23 protein-coding genes are annotated in these 17,921 nt (G+C 58.4%); 22 read left to right on the forward strand and 1 reads right to left on the reverse strand.

The annotated features are described in order from the left end of the window. Window positions 1-115: 115 nt before the first annotated feature. Window positions 116-586, reverse strand: a complete 471-nt coding sequence (locus tag ACP7AP_RS19265; protein WP_426036758.1) for a CreA family protein — start codon at window positions 584-586, stop codon at window positions 116-118. Window positions 587-828: 242 nt separating this feature from the next. Between ACP7AP_RS19265 and ACP7AP_RS19270 the strand changes: the two genes are divergently transcribed. The 22 genes from ACP7AP_RS19270 to ACP7AP_RS19375 all read left to right on the forward strand — a co-directional run bounded on the left by ACP7AP_RS19270 (window position 829) and on the right by ACP7AP_RS19375 (window position 17,919). Beyond that, window positions 829-1,194, forward strand: coding sequence for an NADH-quinone oxidoreductase subunit A (locus tag ACP7AP_RS19270; RefSeq protein WP_054004862.1), 366 nt, complete (start codon window positions 829-831; stop codon window positions 1,192-1,194). After that, entirely contained in the window at window positions 1,185-1,718 is a 534-nt protein-coding gene (locus tag ACP7AP_RS19275; RefSeq protein ID WP_304923638.1) for a NuoB/complex I 20 kDa subunit family protein, read from the forward strand. The genes ACP7AP_RS19270 and ACP7AP_RS19275 overlap by 10 nt, the downstream gene beginning before the upstream one ends. A gap of 9 nt (window positions 1,719-1,727) precedes the next feature. Next, a complete protein-coding gene (locus tag ACP7AP_RS19280) occupies window positions 1,728-2,324 on the forward strand; it encodes an NADH-quinone oxidoreductase subunit C (RefSeq protein WP_426036761.1) in 597 nt (198 codons plus the stop codon). Window positions 2,325-2,385: 61 nt separating this feature from the next. Continuing rightward, on the forward strand, window positions 2,386-3,570 hold the full coding sequence (locus ACP7AP_RS19285) for an NADH-quinone oxidoreductase subunit D (protein WP_426036843.1): 1,185 nt from the start codon (window positions 2,386-2,388) through the stop codon (window positions 3,568-3,570). After that, a complete protein-coding gene (locus ACP7AP_RS19290; protein WP_426036763.1) occupies window positions 3,570-4,784 on the forward strand; it encodes an NADH-quinone oxidoreductase subunit E in 1,215 nt (404 codons plus the stop codon). Before ACP7AP_RS19285 ends, ACP7AP_RS19290 begins: the two co-directional genes overlap by 1 nt. A gap of 8 nt (window positions 4,785-4,792) precedes the next feature. Further along, window positions 4,793-5,038, forward strand: coding sequence for a hypothetical protein (locus ACP7AP_RS19295; RefSeq protein WP_426036765.1), 246 nt, complete (start codon window positions 4,793-4,795; stop codon window positions 5,036-5,038). Continuing rightward, window positions 5,004-5,255, forward strand: coding sequence for a DUF5337 domain-containing protein (locus tag ACP7AP_RS19300; RefSeq protein WP_426036767.1), 252 nt, complete (start codon window positions 5,004-5,006; stop codon window positions 5,253-5,255). The genes ACP7AP_RS19295 and ACP7AP_RS19300 overlap by 35 nt, the downstream gene beginning before the upstream one ends. 10 nt (window positions 5,256-5,265) lie before the next feature. After that, window positions 5,266-6,561, forward strand: coding sequence for an NADH-quinone oxidoreductase subunit NuoF (nuoF, locus tag ACP7AP_RS19305; protein ID WP_426036769.1), 1,296 nt, complete (start codon window positions 5,266-5,268; stop codon window positions 6,559-6,561). 3 nt (window positions 6,562-6,564) lie between these two features. Further along, a complete protein-coding gene (locus ACP7AP_RS19310) occupies window positions 6,565-6,876 on the forward strand; it encodes a hypothetical protein (protein ID WP_426036771.1) in 312 nt (103 codons plus the stop codon). Beyond that, a complete protein-coding gene (locus ACP7AP_RS19315; RefSeq protein WP_426036773.1) occupies window positions 6,873-7,190 on the forward strand; it encodes a hypothetical protein in 318 nt (105 codons plus the stop codon). The genes ACP7AP_RS19310 and ACP7AP_RS19315 overlap by 4 nt, the downstream gene beginning before the upstream one ends. A gap of 106 nt (window positions 7,191-7,296) precedes the next feature. Further along, window positions 7,297-7,704: a DUF5333 domain-containing protein gene (locus tag ACP7AP_RS19320; RefSeq protein ID WP_426036774.1), complete on the forward strand. Its 408-nt coding sequence runs from the start codon at window positions 7,297-7,299 to the stop codon at window positions 7,702-7,704. Continuing rightward, a complete protein-coding gene (locus ACP7AP_RS19325; RefSeq protein ID WP_426036776.1) occupies window positions 7,701-8,204 on the forward strand; it encodes a DUF3291 domain-containing protein in 504 nt (167 codons plus the stop codon). Before ACP7AP_RS19320 ends, ACP7AP_RS19325 begins: the two co-directional genes overlap by 4 nt. A 4-nt stretch (window positions 8,205-8,208) precedes the next feature. Next, window positions 8,209-10,218, forward strand: coding sequence for an NADH-quinone oxidoreductase subunit NuoG (gene nuoG, locus ACP7AP_RS19330; protein WP_426036778.1), 2,010 nt, complete (start codon window positions 8,209-8,211; stop codon window positions 10,216-10,218). A gap of 3 nt (window positions 10,219-10,221) precedes the next feature. After that, window positions 10,222-10,623: a hypothetical protein gene (locus tag ACP7AP_RS19335; protein WP_426036780.1), complete on the forward strand. Its 402-nt coding sequence runs from the start codon at window positions 10,222-10,224 to the stop codon at window positions 10,621-10,623. A 42-nt stretch (window positions 10,624-10,665) separates the two neighbouring features. Then, a complete protein-coding gene (nuoH, locus tag ACP7AP_RS19340) occupies window positions 10,666-11,703 on the forward strand; it encodes an NADH-quinone oxidoreductase subunit NuoH (RefSeq protein WP_426036782.1) in 1,038 nt (345 codons plus the stop codon). A gap of 2 nt (window positions 11,704-11,705) precedes the next feature. Further along, window positions 11,706-12,209 carry an NADH-quinone oxidoreductase subunit NuoI gene (gene nuoI, locus ACP7AP_RS19345; protein WP_426036784.1) on the forward strand — a complete coding sequence of 168 codons (504 nt, stop codon included), beginning with the start codon at window positions 11,706-11,708 and terminating at the stop codon, window positions 12,207-12,209. Between the two features lie 12 nt (window positions 12,210-12,221). After that, window positions 12,222-12,632 carry a carboxymuconolactone decarboxylase family protein gene (locus ACP7AP_RS19350; protein WP_426036785.1) on the forward strand — a complete coding sequence of 137 codons (411 nt, stop codon included), beginning with the start codon at window positions 12,222-12,224 and terminating at the stop codon, window positions 12,630-12,632. Continuing rightward, the gene (locus ACP7AP_RS19355) at window positions 12,629-13,243 is read left to right on the forward strand and encodes an NADH-quinone oxidoreductase subunit J (RefSeq protein WP_426036787.1); all 615 of its coding nucleotides are present in this window, start codon (window positions 12,629-12,631) and stop codon (window positions 13,241-13,243) included. Before ACP7AP_RS19350 ends, ACP7AP_RS19355 begins: the two co-directional genes overlap by 4 nt. Then, a complete protein-coding gene (locus ACP7AP_RS19360; RefSeq protein ID WP_426036789.1) occupies window positions 13,240-13,776 on the forward strand; it encodes a hypothetical protein in 537 nt (178 codons plus the stop codon). The genes ACP7AP_RS19355 and ACP7AP_RS19360 overlap by 4 nt, the downstream gene beginning before the upstream one ends. A 58-nt stretch (window positions 13,777-13,834) precedes the next feature. After that, a complete protein-coding gene (gene nuoK, locus ACP7AP_RS19365; protein ID WP_299474701.1) occupies window positions 13,835-14,140 on the forward strand; it encodes an NADH-quinone oxidoreductase subunit NuoK in 306 nt (101 codons plus the stop codon). Between the two features lie 4 nt (window positions 14,141-14,144). Beyond that, a complete protein-coding gene (gene nuoL, locus ACP7AP_RS19370) occupies window positions 14,145-16,391 on the forward strand; it encodes an NADH-quinone oxidoreductase subunit L (protein WP_426036791.1) in 2,247 nt (748 codons plus the stop codon). A gap of 4 nt (window positions 16,392-16,395) precedes the next feature. Next, window positions 16,396-17,919 (forward strand): NADH-quinone oxidoreductase subunit M, encoded by a 1,524-nt coding sequence (locus ACP7AP_RS19375; protein WP_426036793.1) that lies wholly within the window; start codon window positions 16,396-16,398, stop codon window positions 17,917-17,919. The last annotated feature ends 2 nt before the right edge of the window (window positions 17,920-17,921 follow it).

Below are 17,921 nucleotides of genomic sequence, written 5' to 3' on the forward strand. Positions count from 1 at the left end.
CTGCGAAGCTCCATAGGATGTGATTTGCCCATCTCGATCCCCTATATCTGGAAAGATCAGGGAATCAGAAACCGTCCAAGATGGGAAGCCTGAATCATATGAACGGCGACTTGCTCTAGGGTTTGGCTGGGTTGTACAGCGGCACCGTCGAGATCGACATTTTCGCCGAGCCATCGCTGAGTTCGGTGGCGTGGGTGAGATAGACCAGCACCTGATTTTTCTGATCGAAGATGCGGGTGACGTTCAGCGATTTGAACACCAAAGAGCGGCTTTCACTGAACACGGTCTCGCCCGATTCAGAGGTGTCAATGTCGCCGACGGTGATCGGCCCGGTTTGACGGCAGGCGATTGAGGCGTTCGACGGGTCTTCAAACCAGTTGCCTTTGGAAAGCCGGTCCCACATCGAGCGTTCAAAATAGCTGATGTGGCAGGTGACGCCTTGCACCTTTGGGTCGGGGATCGCCTCGATGATGATGTCATTGCCAACCCAATCGACGCCGACTCGGCCGATTTCTTCGGCGGATGCGGTGAGGGGCAGCAGGCTTAGGGCGAGGATTGGCAGCAGGCGCATGGTGGTGGCTTTCATCTATTTGCGCAGGTTAAATGTGCGCTGCATCAGACTTATGCAAGGCGTGGGGCGAATGGGTAATTCCTTAGCAAAACACTCATCAATTATCCCGCAAAAACCAAGGACTTAGCGGCTGTTAGCGGCATCTTTTCCTATTGGCTTTGGTTGACCCTGCCAAGGCAGCGGAGTAAACGGGAACCCAGAGTGCTGCGGTTGCACAATCGCTTCACACGTTGTTACCAGCAGAAGGAGCGCTTCGCGTGGATCATCTTCTTCGTGAGTATCTGCCCATCCTTATTCTTCTTGCGATTGCCGTGGGCCTTGGGCTTGTGCTGATCCTCGCCGCCGCTTTGATTGCGGTGCGCAACCCGGACCCGGAAAAGGTCTCGGCCTATGAGTGCGGCTTCAATGCGTTTGACGATGCACGGATGAAGTTTGACGTGCGGTTCTATCTGGTGTCGATCCTGTTCATCATCTTCGATCTGGAAGTGGCGTTCCTGTTCCCGTGGGCTGTGGCGTTTGGTCAGATTTCGATGGTCGGGTTCTGGTCTATGATGGTGTTCTTAGGCGTGCTGACCGTGGGCTTTGCCTATGAGTGGAAAAAAGGGGCACTGGAATGGGCGTGATGGCTGGGGCTAACACGGCGGGGCCGGACCGAGAGGTTGCAACCCAAGCACTGAACCGCGAGTTGCAGGATAAGGGTTTTCTGCTGACCACGACGGAAGATATCATCAACTGGGCGCGCAACGGCAGCTTGCACTGGATGACCTTTGGGTTGGCCTGTTGTGCGGTTGAGATGATGCACACCTCGATGCCGCGTTATGACCTTGAACGCTTTGGCACCGCACCGCGCGCATCGCCGCGCCAGTCGGATTTGATGATCGTCGCAGGTACGCTGACCAACAAGATGGCCCCGGCACTGCGCAAGGTATATGACCAGATGCCAGAGCCGCGCTATGTAATCTCGATGGGATCCTGTGCCAATGGTGGCGGTTATTACCACTATTCCTATTCGGTGGTGCGTGGCTGCGATCGGATAGTGCCGGTCGATATATATGTGCCGGGCTGCCCGCCGACAGCGGAAGCGCTGCTCTATGGTATTTTGCAGTTGCAGCGGAAAATCCGCCGCACTGGCACGCTTGTGCGTTAAGGGGGCGATATGGCTGATTTGGTTGAACTCGCCGCCTATCTGACGGAAAAGCGCCCGGATGCGGTGCTGGCCACGGACCTCGCGTTTGGCGAGTTGAATGTGACGGTGGTGCTGCCCGCACTGGTGTCGTTCATCGGTTTTCTGACGGTCGATCCGGTTTGTAAGTTCTCGTCGCTGGTCGATATCACCGCCGTCGATCACCCGGAAAGGGTGGAGCGGTTTGATGTGATTTATCACTTCCTGTCGATGTACACCAACGCCCGCATCCGGCTGAAGGTGGCGGTTGGCGAAGACGATATGGTGCCGTCGATTCATCTTGTGCATCCGTCGGCGAATTGGTTTGAGCGCGAAGTGTTCGACATGTTCGGGATTTTGTTCTCGGGCCACCCGGATTTGCGGCGGATTCTGACGGATTACGGCTTTCGCGGCCATCCTTTGCGCAAGGATTTCCCGACCACGGGTTATACCGAAGTCCGCTACGACGAGGCGCAAAAGCGCGTGGTGTATGAGCCAGTCAATCTGGTGCAGGAATACCGTCAATTTGATTTCATGTCGCCGTGGGAGGGTGCAAAATACATCCTGCCGGGTGATGAGAAGAAAGCATAAGGGGCTGATCATGGACGGCGATATCCGCGTGAACACCTATGATGATGGCACGACTGGGGCGATGCCGGGCGAGCAGCGCATCCGGAATTTCAACATCAACTTCGGCCCGCAACACCCTGCAGCGCATGGGGTTTTGCGTTTGGTGCTTGAGCTGGACGGCGAAATTGTCGAGCGCTGCGATCCGCATATTGGTTTGCTGCACCGTGGCACTGAAAAGCTGATGGAGAGCCGGACCTATCTGCAAAATCTGCCGTATTTTGATCGGCTGGATTATGTCGCGCCGATGAATCAGGAACATGCCTGGTGTTTGGCGATTGAGCGATTGACCGGGACGGCGGTGCCGCGTCGGGCTTCGTTGATCCGGGTTTTGTATTCGGAAATTGGCCGGATTTTGAACCATTTGCTGAACACCACGACGCAAGCGATGGACGTGGGGGCGCTGACGCCGCCGCTTTGGGGCTTTGAAGAACGCGAAAAGCTGATGGTGTTTTACGAGCGGGCGTCGGGCGCGCGTCTGCACTCGGCCTATTTCCGCCCCGGCGGTGTGCATCAGGATCTGCCGCCCGATCTGATCAATGATATCGAGGCTTGGACCGAGACTTTCCCGCAGGTGCTGGAAGATTTGCACGGGTTGCTCACTGAAAACCGCATCTTCAAACAGCGCAACGCCGATATTGGCGTGGTGACGGAAGATGACATCCTGAAATATGGCTTCTCGGGCGTGATGGTGCGCGGCTCGGGTCTGGCGTGGGATTTGCGACGCTCGCAACCCTATGAATGCTATGACGAATTCGAGTTCAAAATCCCGGTCGGCAAGAACGGCGATTGCTATGATCGCTATCTGTGCCGGATGGAGGAAATGACGCAATCTTTGCACATCATGCGGCAGTGCATTGTGAAGCTTCGGGCCGAGCCGGGTGAGGTTTTGACGCGCGGCAAGCTGTCGCCGCCGAAACGCGGTGAGATGAAGACCTCGATGGAGGCTTTGATCCACCATTTCAAACTGTACACTGAGGGCTTCCATGTGCCTGCGGGTGAAGTTTACGCGTCGGTTGAGGCCCCCAAAGGTGAGTTTGGCGTGTATCTGAAGGCGGATGGCTCCAATAAGCCGTACCGCGCCAAAATCCGCGCTCCGGGCTTTTTGCACCTGCAAGCCATGGATTACATCTGCAAGGGCCACCAGCTGGCCGACGTTTCTGCAATCATCGGCACGATGGATATCGTGTTCGGGGAGGTCGACCGCTAATGCTTCGCCGTTTGCACAAAGAACAACCCGCGTCGTTTGCTTTTACCTCGGCCAATCTGGCTTGGGCTGAGGGGCAGATCGCGAAATACCCGGAGGGGCGTCAGGCCTCGGCGATCATTCCGCTGTTGTGGCGCGCGCAGGAGCAGGAGGGGTGGTTGACCCGTCCGGCGATTGAGCATGTGGCCGATAAGCTGGGGATGGCGTATATTCGCGCGCTGGAAGTGGCGACGTTTTACTTTATGTTCCAGCTGCAACCTGTTGGGTCTGTTGCACATATCCAGATTTGCGGCACCACGTCCTGCATGATTTGCGGGGCGGAGGAGTTGATTGCGGTCTGTAAGGAACTGGTCGCGGACAAGGCACATGCTTTGTCGGCGGATGGCAAATTCAGCTGGGAAGAAGTTGAATGTCTGGGCGCTTGCACCAATGCGCCGATGGCGCAGATCGGCAAGGATTATTACGAGGATCTGACGGCGGATAAGCTGCGGGCGCTGATCGGGCGGTTCTCGAAAGGGGAAGTTCCGGTGCCGGGGCCGCAGAACGGGCGGTATGCGGCGGAGCCTTTGTCGGGTCTGACCTCGCTTAAGGCGCACGAGGCGGGGCGCAAGCCTTATAATGCAAGTGTGCAGGCGGCGGTGGATATTGGCGATACGGTGAAGCGGATTGATGGCACGGAAGTGCCACTGCTGACGCCTTGGATCCCCAAGATCGTACCATCTGATCCGAAATTGGCGGCGATGCCAGAGGCGGTGACGGCTGCGGTCGGTGTTGCGGTAGAGCCGAAGCCGGGGGCGGCCTCGGTTGCGGACAAAACCGGCGCTACGGTGCACGAAGCGCCTGCGATGTCGAAAGGCAAGCCTGAGGCCGATGGTAATGCGGCGGAGGCGACACCGCTTGCGACGCCAGAAGCCAAAGCGCCAGAGGGTGCGCAAAGCCAGCCAGTCGCGTTGAGTGCGGCGCGCAATGGTTTGGGCGACAATCTGCAAAAGATCGAAGGCATCGGCCCAGTGATCGAAAAGCTGTGTCATGGTCTGGGGATTTTCCACTTTGACCAGATCGCAGGTTTTGGGCCTGCTGAAATTGCTTGGATGGATGGCAATCTCAAGGGCTTCAAGGGCCGTGTCAGCCGAGACAAATGGGTGGCGCAGGCCAAGCTGATCGGTGAGATCGGTCTGGAAGCCTTCCTGATCCGTGCCAAATCGAACGATTATTGAGGGCAACGATGGACCACGCACATGATCACGATACAGTTGATGGGCCTTGGGCTGGCGGCTGGCTTGTTGCTGTTCTGGCCGCTTTGATCGCGGTTGGGCTGGCGCGCTGGCTGGGCGGGATGGACGGTTTGGCTGCGGTGATCGTGGGCCTTGTGGTGTTCGGGGTTTACGCCGTTCTTTTGGGCAATGGCGGGGTGGAATTGACTGAGGCGCATGGCCATGACGGTGATGACCACGGGCATGGGCACCATTAAGATGGCGCAGGCTCCACAAGATAAATCAGCGCGGCAGACCAGAGTTGTGGCTTTGGTGATTGCGGGCACGATGATCTTGTGGATGGCGGGTCAACAGATTGGCGCGGAGCTGGGCTTGCCGCTGAAATACACGTTTCTGCTCGATCTCGCGGCTTTGGCCGGGTTCCTTTGGGCGATGATCGTGACGTATCAAATTTGGCGCAAGCGCCGCACGTAAGGAAGCAGCTATGCTCGACGATAAGGACCGCATCTTTACCAACCTTTACGGGATGCACGACCGTTCTTTGGCGGGCGCACGGGCGCGTGGCCATTGGGATGGCACGGCAGAGATTATTGCGCGCGGCAAGGATACCATTGTCGAGCAGATGAAAGCCTCGGGCCTGCGCGGGCGCGGTGGCGCAGGGTTTCCGACCGGGTTGAAATGGTCGTTCATGCCGAAGCAATCGGATGGGCGGCCGTCTTATCTGGTGGTGAACGCCGATGAGTCCGAGCCGGGCACCTGCAAAGACCGCGAAATCATGCGGCATGATCCGCATACGCTGATCGAAGGCTGTCTGATTGCGGCTTTCGCGATGGGGGCCAATGCCTGCTACATCTACATTCGTGGCGAATATATCCGCGAGTGTGAGGCTTTGCAGGCGGCTTTGGACGAATGTTATGATGCGGGTCTGCTGGGCAAGAATGCCGCGAAATCCGGCTGGGATTTTGACTGCTACCTGCATCACGGCGCGGGGGCCTATATTTGCGGTGAAGAAACCGCCTTGCTGGAAAGCCTTGAGGGCAAGAAGGGCATGCCGCGGATGAAGCCGCCGTTCCCGGCAGGCTCGGGGCTGTATGGCTGCCCGACCACGGTGAACAACGTCGAGTCGATTGCGGTGGTGCCGACGATTCTGCGGCGTGGGGCGGCTTGGTTTGCGGGCTTTGGGCGGCCAAACAATGCAGGCACCAAGCTGTTCGGGATTTCTGGCCATGTGAACAACCCTTGCGTGGTTGAAGAAGTCATGTCGATCACTCTGCGCGAGTTGTTGGATGTGCATTGCGGTGGCGTGCGCGGTGGCTGGAAGAATATCAAGGCGGTGATCCCCGGTGGCTCTTCGGTGCCGATGCTGAACGCGGCACAATGCGAAGATGCGATCATGGATTTCGATTGGCTGCGTGAGCAAAGGTCGGGTCTGGGCACGGCAGCGGTGATTGTGATGGATCAATCGACGGATGTGATCAAAGCGATCTGGCGGCTGTCGAAGTTCTACAAGCACGAGAGCTGCGGCCAATGCACGCCTTGCCGCGAGGGCACTGGCTGGATGATGCGGGTGATGGACCGTCTGGTGCGCGGCGAGGCTGAAGTTGAGGAAATCGACATGCTGTTGAGCGTGACCAAGCAGGTCGAAGGCCACACCATTTGCGCCTTGGGCGATGCGGCGGCTTGGCCGATTCAGGGGCTGGTGCGGCATTTCCGCGAGGAAATCGAGGACCGGATCAAGGCGAAGAAAACTGGCCGTATGGGCGCGATGGCGGCGGAGTAGATGATGCGGTTTGGCTTGGTAATGGCACTCGGGATGGCACTGGCTCCGCTTCAGGCGGGCGCTGGGGCCTATGCTGGTTTGCAAATTCCGGCCGAGCATAAGGGTATCAAATATCTGGTTGAGATCACAGCCGAGGATATCGCAGGGCCGTTCGATGCACGGGTTTGGCGGATCGACGGCGGCTCGATGTCATATGAGCGTAAGATTGCTGTGCAACTTGTGAAAGATACTTGTGCGGGCGAGGGTTACGTTGTGGGCAACACCAAACCCAAGCTGGTCAAAGGGCAGCTGATTTTCAAGGGGGGCTGCCAGTGATGCGGGCTTTTGCGATGATCAGCATGGCGGGGCTGGCGGGATGCGTCAGTGGCGCGCGTCCGATGGCTTTGGCGGAAAGCGGCCCGGTTTCGGTGGAATTGGCGGGGCGGTCCTACATTGCCGATTTGCAGCCCAGTGAAAGCGGTGCGGTTTTGGCGGTGACGCGGGATGGCACCGGGTTTGGCAATTTTGAAGGTGCTGAGGCGAAACGTGCGGCGGAGGCATTTTGCGCCTCAGGCGGGGCATCGGTGAACCGCGCGGCTTACGGGCATTACACGGGCGGCGCTTGGGTGTTCAAAGGGGGCTGCGCATGACAAACGCCGTGCTGACAGGCGATAACCTGCACAAGACACGGTTTTGTCATGGGATATCAGCGGGTTCGCGGGATATGGTCCGGGCTGAAATGCCAAGGAGGCCCAAATGACCAAGTTTTTCAAAGCTCTGACGCTGGTGGCCGTGTTGGCGGCATGCCCCGCGCTGGCGCTCGAGGCGTTGAACAAGGATGCCCGCGTGACGGAATCTTTGGTGGCGGTTCGGGTTGGCGACACCATCCGCAATACCTGTCCCTCGATCAGTGCCAAAATGTTTACGGTGCTGGCGAAGTGGAACGAGCTGAAATCCTATCTGCGCGCCAAAGGCTACACCGAGGATGAGGTGGAAGTTTTCCGCAAGAACAAGACCGAAAAGGCCCGCATCAAAGGCTTGGCGGCGGAGTATCTGAAGCAGGCTGGTGCGGTGGAAGGCGACGTCGAAAGCTACTGCAAGGTGGGGCGGGATGAGATCGCCAAGGGCACTTTGGCAGGGTCGCTGTTGAGGTCGTACAAATGACCAACAGCCCCGGATACCATCTGGCCGAATTGAACGTGGGGCGCTTTCTGACGCCCACCGATGATCCGCGCGTGGCGGAGTTCATGGCCGCGTTGGACCGGGTGAACGGGCTTGGCAAGCGGATGCCGGGGTTTGTCTGGATGATGGAAGGTTCGGGGGAGCCGGGGACGGGGAATACCGAAGCGAAGATCGGCGGCGATGCGCAGTTTGTCTCAAACCTGACGGTTTGGGAAACTGCGGCGACGCTGGAGAATTTCGTGTTTGGCACCGTACACCGGGTGTTTTACGAGCGCCGGGCCGAGTGGTTTGAAGTTTTGGGCAAGATGCATTTCGTGATGTGGCGCGTGCCTATTGGGCATAAACCCTCGCTGGATGAAGCGCTTGCACGGCTTGCAGAATTGCAGGCAAACGGCGATACGGACCGGGCGTTTGGCTGGTCTTATTTGAAAGCAGCGCAGGGGATGCAAATCCGGTCCTGTGCCCCATTGGCGGCGGAGTAAGCGGATGTCGAACCTCAAGAAAATCAGCATCGACGGGATCGAAGTTGAAGTCGATGGCGCGATGACGATCATTCAGGCGGCGGAAGTCGCAGGGGTGGCTATTCCGCGGTTCTGCTATCACGAGCGCCTCACGATTGCGGGCAACTGCCGGATGTGTCTGGTGGAAGTCGTCGGTGGCCCGCCGAAACCTGCGGCGTCTTGCGCGATGCAGGTGCGCGATCTGCGCCCCGGCCCGAATGGCGAGGCTCCGCTGGTCAAGACGACTTCGCCGATGGTGAAGAAGGCCCGCGAGGGCGTGATGGAATTTCTGCTGATCAACCATCCGCTCGATTGCCCGATTTGCGATCAGGGTGGCGAGTGCGATTTGCAGGATCAGGCGATGGCGTTTGGCGTCGATTTCAGCCGCTACCGCGAGCCGAAGCGTGCTTCGGAGGATCTGAACCTTGGGCCGCTGGTGGAAACCAAGATGACGCGGTGTATCTCTTGCACCCGTTGCGTGCGGTTTACTTCGGAAGTCGCGGGCATCTTGCAGATGGGGCAGACCGGGCGCGGCGAGGATGCCGAGATTACCTCGTATCTGAACGCGACGTTGGATTCTAACCTGCAAGGCAATATCATTGACCTTTGCCCGGTGGGAGCTTTGACTTCAAAGCCTTACGCGTTCACCGCGCGTCCGTGGGAATTGACCAAGACCGAAAGCATTGACGTGATGGACGCTTTGGGGTCGAATATCCGCATCGACACCAAGGGCCGCGAAGTGATGCGGATTTTGCCGCGCAACCATGATGGCGTGAACGAGGAATGGATTTCCGACAAGACGCGTTTCATCTGGGACGGCTTGCGTCGGCAGCGGTTGGACACGCCGTATGTGCGGGAAAACGGCCGTCTGCGCAAAGCGGGTTGGGGCGAGGCTTTGGCTTTGGCTGCGGCTGCGGTGAAGGGCAAACGCGTGGCTGGTCTGGTCGGCGATCTGGCTTCTGTGGAAGCGGCGTATTCGTTGAAGGCTTTGATCGAGTCGCTGGGTGGTAAGGTCGAAAGCCGCACCGATGGCGCGCGTTTGCCGATGGGCAACCGCTCGGGCTATGTCGGGACGGCGGCGATTGAGGATATCGACAGCGCCAAGACGATCCTGCTGATTGGCACCAATCCGCGGGTTGAAAGCCCGGTGCTGAACGCGCGTATCCGTAAGGCTTGGGCTGCGGGCGCGAATGTGGGCCTGATCGGTGAGGCGGTCGATTTGACCTATGATTACAAGCATATGGGAACCGACCGCGCCGCTTTGGCTGATCTGATCGGCAAAGTGACCGAGAAGCCGAATACCATTGTGATCGTCGGGCAGGGTGCCTTGAACGAGGCCGATGGTGAGGCGGTTCTGGCGCATGCGATGGCTTATGCGCAGGGCGCAGGCGGTAAGTTGCTTGTTTTGCACACGGCGGCCGGCCGCGTGGGGGCGATGGATGTCGGCGCTGTGACCGAGGGCGGTTTAGCGGCGGCAGTCGAGGGTGCTGAAGTGATTTATAACCTTGGAGCGGATGAAGTTGAAATCGCGGCGGGGCCGTTCGTGATCTATCAGGGCAGCCACGGCGATCGCGGTGCCAACCGCGCCGATATCATCTTCCCGGCGGCGGCTTACACAGAAGAAAGTGGTCTGTTCGTCAACACCGAAGGCCGTCCGCAACTGGCGCAACGCGCGGGGTTTGCTCCGGGTGAGGCGAAAGAGGGCTGGGCGATCTTGCGGGCGTTCTCGGCGGAAGTGGGCAAGACCCTGCCGTGGGATAGTCTGGCGGCTTTGCGTCGGGCGTTGATTGCTGCGCATCCGCATCTGGGCATGGTCGATCATGTGCCAAGCAATGATTGGCAGCCGGTGATGTTGCGCGATATGGGCAAGGCGACGTTCCGCAATGCGTTCAAGGGCTTCTATCTGACCAACCCGATTGCACGGGCCTCCAAGGTTATGGGCGAACTCGCGGCCATGGAAGCGGATCGCGCCAAAACCCCGATGGCGGCGGAGTAAGGCATGCGGCTTCTCGCCCCCTTTGTGATCGGATTGGCTGCCTTTGGCGGTCTGTTCGCTTGCGCGGGCGAGAAACCACAGGCGGGTGCGGCGTTCAACCCCGCCTACAGGGGGATTGAGACGATCCTCTTGGACGGTGATCTGGTGAATTTCCGGGTGGCGATGACGGGGGCGCGGGATGACAAGGATGTGGCGGCTTATGCGGCCTGTGCTGCGGCGCAATATGCGTTGATCCGGGGTTTTGGATTCGCGCGGCATGTGCGCACCAATGTGGCGATAAAGGCTGGCGTTTGGCGGGGCGATGCAGTTTACACCATCTCGGCGTCGCTGCCGCGCGGTGTGAAAACGATAGATGCCGAAGTGACCGTGCGCGATTGTGGTGCGCAGGGAATACCGACGGTTTAGGGCCGAAATAAGGGCCAAAAGGCTAAAGGAACGTGAGGGATCATGGCTGACTTTCTGCAAACCGGGCTGGGGATTGCGCTGCTGGTGGCGCTGCAAAGCCTTGCCATCGTTGCTTTTGTGATGATCAGCTTGCTGTTCCTTGTCTACGGCGACCGCAAAATCTGGGCGGCGGTGCAGATGCGCCGCGGACCGAACGTGGTGGGGCCGTTTGGCCTGCTGCAATCGGTAGCCGATGCGCTGAAATATGTGGTCAAGGAAATCGTGGTGCCTGCGGGTGCCGACCGCGCGGTGTTCTTTTTGGCGCCCATTCTCAGCTTCGTGCTGGCGATCCTTGCATGGGCGGTGATCCCGTTTGACAGCGGCTGGGTGCTGGCGGATATCAACGTCGCCATCCTGTTCGTGTTCGCGGCATCCTCGCTGGAGGTTTACGGCGTGATCATGGGCGGTTGGGCGTCGAACTCGAAATATCCGTTCCTTGGGTCTTTGCGCTCGGCGGCGCAGATGATTTCCTATGAAGTCTCGCTGGGTCTGATCATCATCGGCATCATCATCTCGACCGGTTCGATGAGCTTTAGCGCCATCGTTCACGCGCAATCCGGCAACCTTGGCCTGTTCAACTGGTACTGGCTGCCGCATTTGCCGATGGTGGTGTTGTTCTTCATCAGCGCTTTGGCCGAAACCAACCGCCCGCCGTTCGACCTTCCCGAAGCGGAATCCGAACTGGTCGCGGGCTTCATGGTGGAATATTCCTCGACCCCGTACCTTTTGTTCATGGCTGGCGAATATATCGCGATCTTCCTGATGTGCGCGCTGATCTCGCTGTTGTTTTTCGGCGGTTGGCTGTCGCCTATTCCCGGCCTCGCCGATGGCTGGTGGTGGATGGTCGCCAAAATGTGGGTGTTCTTCTTCATGTTCGCCATGGTGAAGGCCATCGTGCCGCGCTACCGCTATGACCAGTTGATGCGGATCGGCTGGAAAGTGTTCCTGCCGTTGTCGCTCGGTTGGGTCGTCATCGTGTCGTTCTTGGCAAAATATGAAGTGTTCGGCGGCTTTTGGGCGCGCTGGACGATGGGAGGCTGATCATGGGTCCGGCACGCACAACCGATTACCGCCGCGCAGCGAAGTATTTCCTGCTGTTTGACTTCCTCAAAGGCTTTGGCCTTGGCTTCAAATACTTCTTCGCGCCGAAATCTACGCTGAACTATCCGCATGAAAAGGGGCCACTTTCCCCCCGCTTTCGCGGTGAACATGCCTTGCGCCGCTATCCCAATGGCGAGGAGCGTTGCATTGCCTGCAAGCTGTGCGAGGCGATTTGCCCCGCGCAGGCGATCACCATTGATGCCGAACCCCGCGCGGATGGCTCGCGCCGCACCACGCGCTATGACATCGACATGACCAAATGCATCTATTGCGGGTTCTGTCAGGAAGCCTGCCCGGTGGATGCGATTGTCGAAGGCCCGAATTTCGAATTCTCGACCGAGACCCGCGAGGAGCTGTTTTATAACAAAGACAAGCTGCTCGCGAATGGAGAACGTTGGGAAGCCGAGATTGCCCGCAATCTTGAACTCGACGCGCCGTATCGCTGAAAAGGGGCACAGATGACCGACGCGTTCAACCAGATCTTCAAGCAGATGATGGAGCAGGGCAGCCAGATGGCGAAGGCCTTCGCGCCGGGTTTTGAGGGCGTCGATGTGAAGGCGTTTGAGAAGCTGTTCCCGGCGATGCCGAAGGAAATGCTGGAGGCGTTCTTTGGCAAAACCTTCAACCCCGAAGGCCTTGATGCCCGCACCCGGTTTCTGGTGACGATTGCGGCGCTGACGGTGCAGGGGCCGATTGGCGAGCCGCAAATCCGGGCCACGGTGAAAAACGCCTTGGCCGCCGGGGCTACCAAACGCGAGATCGCCGAAGTGATCTGGCAAATGTCGATGTTCGGCGGCGTGCCCGCCATGCAAAAAGCACTGGAAGCAGCACAAGCGGTCTTTGCTGAAACCGAGGAGAAAGCGCCATGAGCGTTGCAGATCTGGCCTTTTACGCGTTTTCCACCGTCACCATTGCGGCGGGTTTGTTGGTGACGCTGTCGCGCAATCCGGTACATTCGGTGCTGTGGCTGATCCTGGCCTTCCTGTCCTCGGCGGGTCTGTTCGTGCTGCTGGGCGCGGAATTCGTCGCCATGCTGCTGATCATCGTCTATGTCGGCGCGGTTGCGGTGTTGTTCCTGTTCGTGGTGATGATGCTCGATGTGGATTTTGAGGAGTTGAAGGGCGAGATGTCGCGCTACATGCCGCTGGGTCTGCTGGTCGGCGTGATCATCATCATGCAGCTGGTGCTGGGCGTTGGCGCTTGGGTGCAAGCCGATGGCGCGATGGGCCTGCGCGCGGCGATCACACCGGACCTTGCGCAGATGGAAAACACCCGCGCCTTGGGCCTGCTGATCTATGACAAATACCTGATCCTGTTCCAGCTTTCGGCCTTGGTGCTGCTGGTCGCGATGATCGGCGCGATCCTGTTGACCCTGCGCCACCGCAAAGACGTGAAACGCCAGAACGTGCTGCACCAGATGTGGCGCGACCCGGCGAAAGCGATGGAATTGATGGACCCGAAACCGGGGCAGGGGTTGTGAAAGCACTTGCGATCATAGGCCTTGTTTTGGCAACAGGGGGGCATGCTGAGGCTTGCTCTCCTGTTGAAAGCACAGAGACAGGATCGGTTCGGGGGGCTGACTGCTCGGTCACGCACACTGTCCAAGATAACATTTCTGTTGAATTTCTGTCTGCGGCCAAGGATCTGGGCAATGGTTTCGTGTCGCAGACCTACGGAACAGGCAACGGTTGTTTTGTAGACTCAATGCAGCTTGTTACGGATTGCGAAAGTGGAGAGACGCTATCGCTGGGCTATGCGGTTTGGAGCATGGGCGAGGACAGCGAGGATGCGATTGCGGCCTTTTCACCGGTGATCGATAAACGGTTGAGTGAGGGCGATAAGGGTTTTGCGCTCGCTGATCTTCAGGCTGCGGCCAAGGCAAAGGGCCTTGACGAGGCGAGCATTACCCCGATGCGCAACGGCCTGTGGCTTTCGATCCGTGACGTGAAACCTAAGCACAGTTACAATATAGGTTGTGGCTGTAAACTCTACTACCCCGAGGCGAAGCCGTAACGGTTTCCGAACTTGCACAATGATTGACTGAAGCGGGCAACGACCCGGAGGGACGAAAATGGTAGGACTGGAACATTACCTTGTGGTGGCGGCGGCTTTGTTCGTCATCGGGATCTTTGGCATCTTTCTGAACCGGAAGAATGTCATCGTCATTCTGATGTCGATTGAGCTGATGCTGCTGGCGGTCAACATCAACTTCGTCGCCTTCTCGTCGCAGCTGGGCGATCTGGTGGGGCAGGTGTTCACCATGTTCATCCTGACGGTGGCGGCGGCGGAAGCTGCGATTGGTCTGGCGATCCTGGTGGTGTTCTTCCGCAACCGCGGCACCATTGATGTCGAAGATGTTAACGTGATGAAGGGCTGAGATCATGGATATGCAACTCAGCGCGAAGATCATTCTGTTTGCACCTTTGGTGGGCGCGATCCTGTGCGGGTTTGGCTGGCGGCTGATTGGTGAGAAGGCGGCGACGTGGCTGACCACGTTGGTCTTGTTCGTGGCGGCCATCCTGTCGTGGTATATTTTCCTGACCTTTCAGGGTGATACCCAGCACATCACCGTGCTGCGGTTTATTGAGTCAGGCACGCTGAGCACCGAGTGGTGCATCCGGCTGGACCGGATGACGGCGATCATGCTGGTGGTGGTGAATTCGGTTTCGGCCTTGGTGCATCTCTATTCGCAAGGCTACATGGCGCATGATGAGAACTGGGCGCATGGCGAGAGCTATCGTCCGCGCTTCTTCGCGTATCTGTCGTTCTTCACCTTTTCGATGCTGGCGCTGATCACCTCTGACAATCTGGTGCAGATGTTTTTCGGGTGGGAGGGCGTGGGTGTTGCCTCTTATCTGCTGATCGGGTTCTATTACCGCAAGCCTTCGGCCAATGCCGCCGCGATCAAGGCGTTTGTGGTCAACCGTGTCGGCGACTTCGGCTTCGCGCTGGGGATTTTCGCGCTGTATTACCTGACCGACAGCGTCAAGTTTGATGAGGTTTTCGCCGCAGCGCCGCAACTGGCGCAGATCAATCTGCATTTCCTGTGGGCTGACTGGAACGCCGCCAACCTGATCGGCGTGCTGCTGTTCATCGGGGCTATGGGTAAATCGGCGCAGCTGTTCCTGCACACTTGGTTGCCGGATGCGATGGAAGGCCCGACTCCGGTTTCTGCACTGATCCATGCGGCGACGATGGTGACGGCGGGGGTGTTCCTGGTCTGCCGGATGTCGCCGCTTTATGAATATGCACCTGATGCCAAGACGATGATTGTCGTCGTTGGCGCCACCACGGCGTTCTTTGCGGCGACAGTCGGTCTGGTACAGAACGACATCAAGCGCGTGATCGCTTATTCGACCTGTTCGCAGTTGGGCTACATGTTCGTGGCCGCGGGCGTCGGCATGTATCCAGTGGCGATGTTCCATCTGTTCACACATGCCTTCTTTAAGGCGATGCTGTTCCTTGGCGCAGGCTCGGTGATCACCGCGATGCACCATGAGCAGGATATGCGCAATTACGGCGGCCTGCGGAAGAAAATCCCGCTGACGTTCTGGGCGATGATGATCGGCACTTTGGCGATTACGGGCGTGGGGATTCCGCTGACACATTATGGCTTTGCCGGGTTCCTGTCGAAAGATGCGGTGATCGAAAGCGCTTGGGTCGGCTCGAACTATGCCTTCACCTTGCTGGTGATCGCGGCGTTTATGACCTCGTTCTACTCGTGGCGGCTGATGTTCATGACGTTCTACGGCAAGCCGAAGGGCGACACCCATGCCTATGATCATGCGCATGAAAGCCCGGCGACGATGCTGATCCCGCTGGGGGTGTTGGCACTGGGGGCGATGTTTGCAGGCATGGTCTGGTACAACAGCTTCTTCGGCGATGAGGCGAAGATGCGGGGGTGGTTCAACATGGAACCGGCGCATGAGGAGATGAGTGAGGCGGCAGAGGCCCCGGCAACCGAGGCTGTGGCGGCAGAGGCAACTGTGGCAACCGAAACGACTGCGGCAACCGAGGCGGCACCTGTTGCAACCGAGGCCGCTCCGGCTGCCACCACCGAATCTGCGACGACAGAGACGGCTCCGGCTGCGGTAACAGAGGTGGCTCCGGCGACCGAAACCACTGTGGCGGCAACTGCTGAACCTGCCGCTCCCGTCCAGCTGGAACCGGGCGTGGCCCCGAAAGGTGCTATCTATCTCGGCGCGGACAACCATGTTCTGCACGAGGCCCACGAGGCCCCGAAATGGGTCAAGGTTTCGCCCTTCGTCGCGATGGTTTTGGGCTTCCTGCTGGCGTTCCAGTTCTACATCCGCCGCCCGGACCTGCCGGGGAAACTCGCGACACAACAGCGCCCGCTTTATCTGTTCCTGCTGAACAAATGGTATTTTGACGAGCTGTATGACCGCATCTTTGTCAAACCTGCGTTCTGGCTGGGTAATTTCCTGTGGAAAAAGGGCGACGGTGTGGTGATTGACGGCGCGCTGAACGGTGTGGCCTTGGGGATCATACCGTTCTTCACCAAACTCGCGGGGCGCTGGCAATCGGGCTACGTCTTTACATATGCCTTCGCGATGGTGCTGGGGATTGCTGCCCTGCTGACCTGGATGACGCTTACGGTGGGAAACTAAGAGCATGACTTATCTTCTTTCCATCATCATCTTCCTGCCCGCAGTCGCAGCCGCCATCCTGGCGCTGTTCCTGCGCGGCTCGAATGAGGCCACCGCCAACAACGCGAAATGGCTGGCTTTGATCGCCACCACGGCGACCTTCATCGTCTCGCTGTTCGTGCTGAAGGGGTTTGATGCAAGCAATCCGGGCTTTCAATTCGTTGAAGAGGCAAGCTGGATCGTCGGGCTGAAATACAAGCTGGGCGTTGACGGCATTTCGATCCTGTTCGTGATGCTGACCACCTTCCTGATGCCGATCACAATTCTGTCGTGCTGGTCGGTGACTGACCGGGTCAAGGAATACATGATCGCCTTCCTGCTGTTGGAAACGCTGATGCTTGGCGTGTTCTTGGCACTCGATCTGGTGCTGTTCTACCTGTTCTTTGAGGCTGGCCTGATCCCGATGTTCCTGATCATCGGCATCTGGGGCGGCAAGGACCGGATTTATGCCGCGTTCAAGTTCTTCCTCTATACCTTCCTCGGCTCGGTGCTGATGCTGGTGGCGATGATCGCGATGTATTGGGCGGCGAAAACCACCGATATTCCGACGTTGATGGCGTTCAAGTTTGATAGCGCCCCGATGGTGGTGCTGGGCATGACGATTACGGGCGGCTTGCAAACCCTGCTGTTCCTTGCGTTCTTCGCCAGCTTTGCGGTGAAAATGCCGATGTGGCCGGTGCATACTTGGCTTCCCGATGCGCACGTTCAGGCTCCGACGGCGGGTTCTGTGGTGCTGGCGGCGATCCTGTTGAAAATGGGCGGTTACGGCTTCCTGCGCTTCAGCCTGCCGATGTTCCCGGTTGGGGCAGAGGTTTTGTCATCCCTCATATTCTGGATGTCAGCGATTGCCATCGTTTATACCTCACTGGTTGCGCTCGCGCAGTCGGATATGAAAAAGCTGATCGCGTATTCGTCGGTCGCCCATATGGGCTATGTCACCTTGGGGATTTTTGCCGCCAATCAGCAGGGCGTGGACGGGGCGATCTTCCAGATGATCAGCCACGGCTTTATCTCGGGCGCGATGTTTCTTTGTGTGGGCGTGATTTATGACCGGATGCACACCCGCGAGATTGACGCCTACGGTGGCCTTGTGAACCGGATGCCCGCTTACGCCTTGGTGTTCATGTTCTTTACCATGGCGAACGTCGGTCTGCCCGGCACATCGGGTTTTGTGGGGGAGTTCCTTGTGCTGGCCGGGATATTCCAAGTCAACACTTGGGTCGCTGCTGTGGCGACCTCTGGCGTGATCTTCTCGGCAGCTTACGGGCTGTATCTTTATCGCCGCGTCGCTTTCGGCGCGCTGGTGAAAGAGGCCCTCTCGACCATTCAAGACATGAGCCGGCGCGAGCGTGCGATCTTCGCGCCGCTGATCGTGATGACCTTGCTGCTTGGCGTCTACCCGGCTTTGGTGCTGGATATCATTGGGCCATCGGTGAAGGTGCTTGTGGATAACTACCAAACGGCCGTGACGGCCTTTGCTGCGAACTAAGG

It is taken from the genome of Cypionkella sp. TWP1-2-1b2 (assembly GCF_049896245.1).
Classification (GTDB): domain Bacteria; phylum Pseudomonadota; class Alphaproteobacteria; order Rhodobacterales; family Rhodobacteraceae; genus Cypionkella.

Coding starts and splice junctions, on each gene's coding strand:
- ACP7AP_RS19265 (WP_426036758.1), bottom strand. CDS start 586: ATGAAAGCCACCACCATGCGCCTGCTGCCAATCCTCGCCCTAAGCCTG.
- ACP7AP_RS19275 (WP_304923638.1), top strand. CDS start 1,185: ATGGGCGTGATGGCTGGGGCTAACACGGCGGGGCCGGACCGAGAGGTT.
- ACP7AP_RS19280 (WP_426036761.1), top strand. CDS start 1,728: ATGGCTGATTTGGTTGAACTCGCCGCCTATCTGACGGAAAAGCGCCCG.
- ACP7AP_RS19285 (WP_426036843.1), top strand. CDS start 2,386: ATGCCGGGCGAGCAGCGCATCCGGAATTTCAACATCAACTTCGGCCCG.
- ACP7AP_RS19290 (WP_426036763.1), top strand. CDS start 3,570: ATGCTTCGCCGTTTGCACAAAGAACAACCCGCGTCGTTTGCTTTTACC.
- ACP7AP_RS19295 (WP_426036765.1), top strand. CDS start 4,793: ATGGACCACGCACATGATCACGATACAGTTGATGGGCCTTGGGCTGGC.
- ACP7AP_RS19300 (WP_426036767.1), top strand. CDS start 5,004: ATGACGGTGATGACCACGGGCATGGGCACCATTAAGATGGCGCAGGCT.
- nuoF (WP_426036769.1), top strand. CDS start 5,266: ATGCTCGACGATAAGGACCGCATCTTTACCAACCTTTACGGGATGCAC.
- ACP7AP_RS19310 (WP_426036771.1), top strand. CDS start 6,565: ATGCGGTTTGGCTTGGTAATGGCACTCGGGATGGCACTGGCTCCGCTT.
- ACP7AP_RS19320 (WP_426036774.1), top strand. CDS start 7,297: ATGACCAAGTTTTTCAAAGCTCTGACGCTGGTGGCCGTGTTGGCGGCA.
- ACP7AP_RS19325 (WP_426036776.1), top strand. CDS start 7,701: ATGACCAACAGCCCCGGATACCATCTGGCCGAATTGAACGTGGGGCGC.
- nuoG (WP_426036778.1), top strand. CDS start 8,209: ATGTCGAACCTCAAGAAAATCAGCATCGACGGGATCGAAGTTGAAGTC.
- ACP7AP_RS19335 (WP_426036780.1), top strand. CDS start 10,222: ATGCGGCTTCTCGCCCCCTTTGTGATCGGATTGGCTGCCTTTGGCGGT.
- nuoH (WP_426036782.1), top strand. CDS start 10,666: ATGGCTGACTTTCTGCAAACCGGGCTGGGGATTGCGCTGCTGGTGGCG.
- nuoI (WP_426036784.1), top strand. CDS start 11,706: ATGGGTCCGGCACGCACAACCGATTACCGCCGCGCAGCGAAGTATTTC.
- ACP7AP_RS19350 (WP_426036785.1), top strand. CDS start 12,222: ATGACCGACGCGTTCAACCAGATCTTCAAGCAGATGATGGAGCAGGGC.
- ACP7AP_RS19355 (WP_426036787.1), top strand. CDS start 12,629: ATGAGCGTTGCAGATCTGGCCTTTTACGCGTTTTCCACCGTCACCATT.
- nuoK (WP_299474701.1), top strand. CDS start 13,835: ATGGTAGGACTGGAACATTACCTTGTGGTGGCGGCGGCTTTGTTCGTC.
- nuoL (WP_426036791.1), top strand. CDS start 14,145: ATGGATATGCAACTCAGCGCGAAGATCATTCTGTTTGCACCTTTGGTG.
- ACP7AP_RS19375 (WP_426036793.1), top strand. CDS start 16,396: ATGACTTATCTTCTTTCCATCATCATCTTCCTGCCCGCAGTCGCAGCC.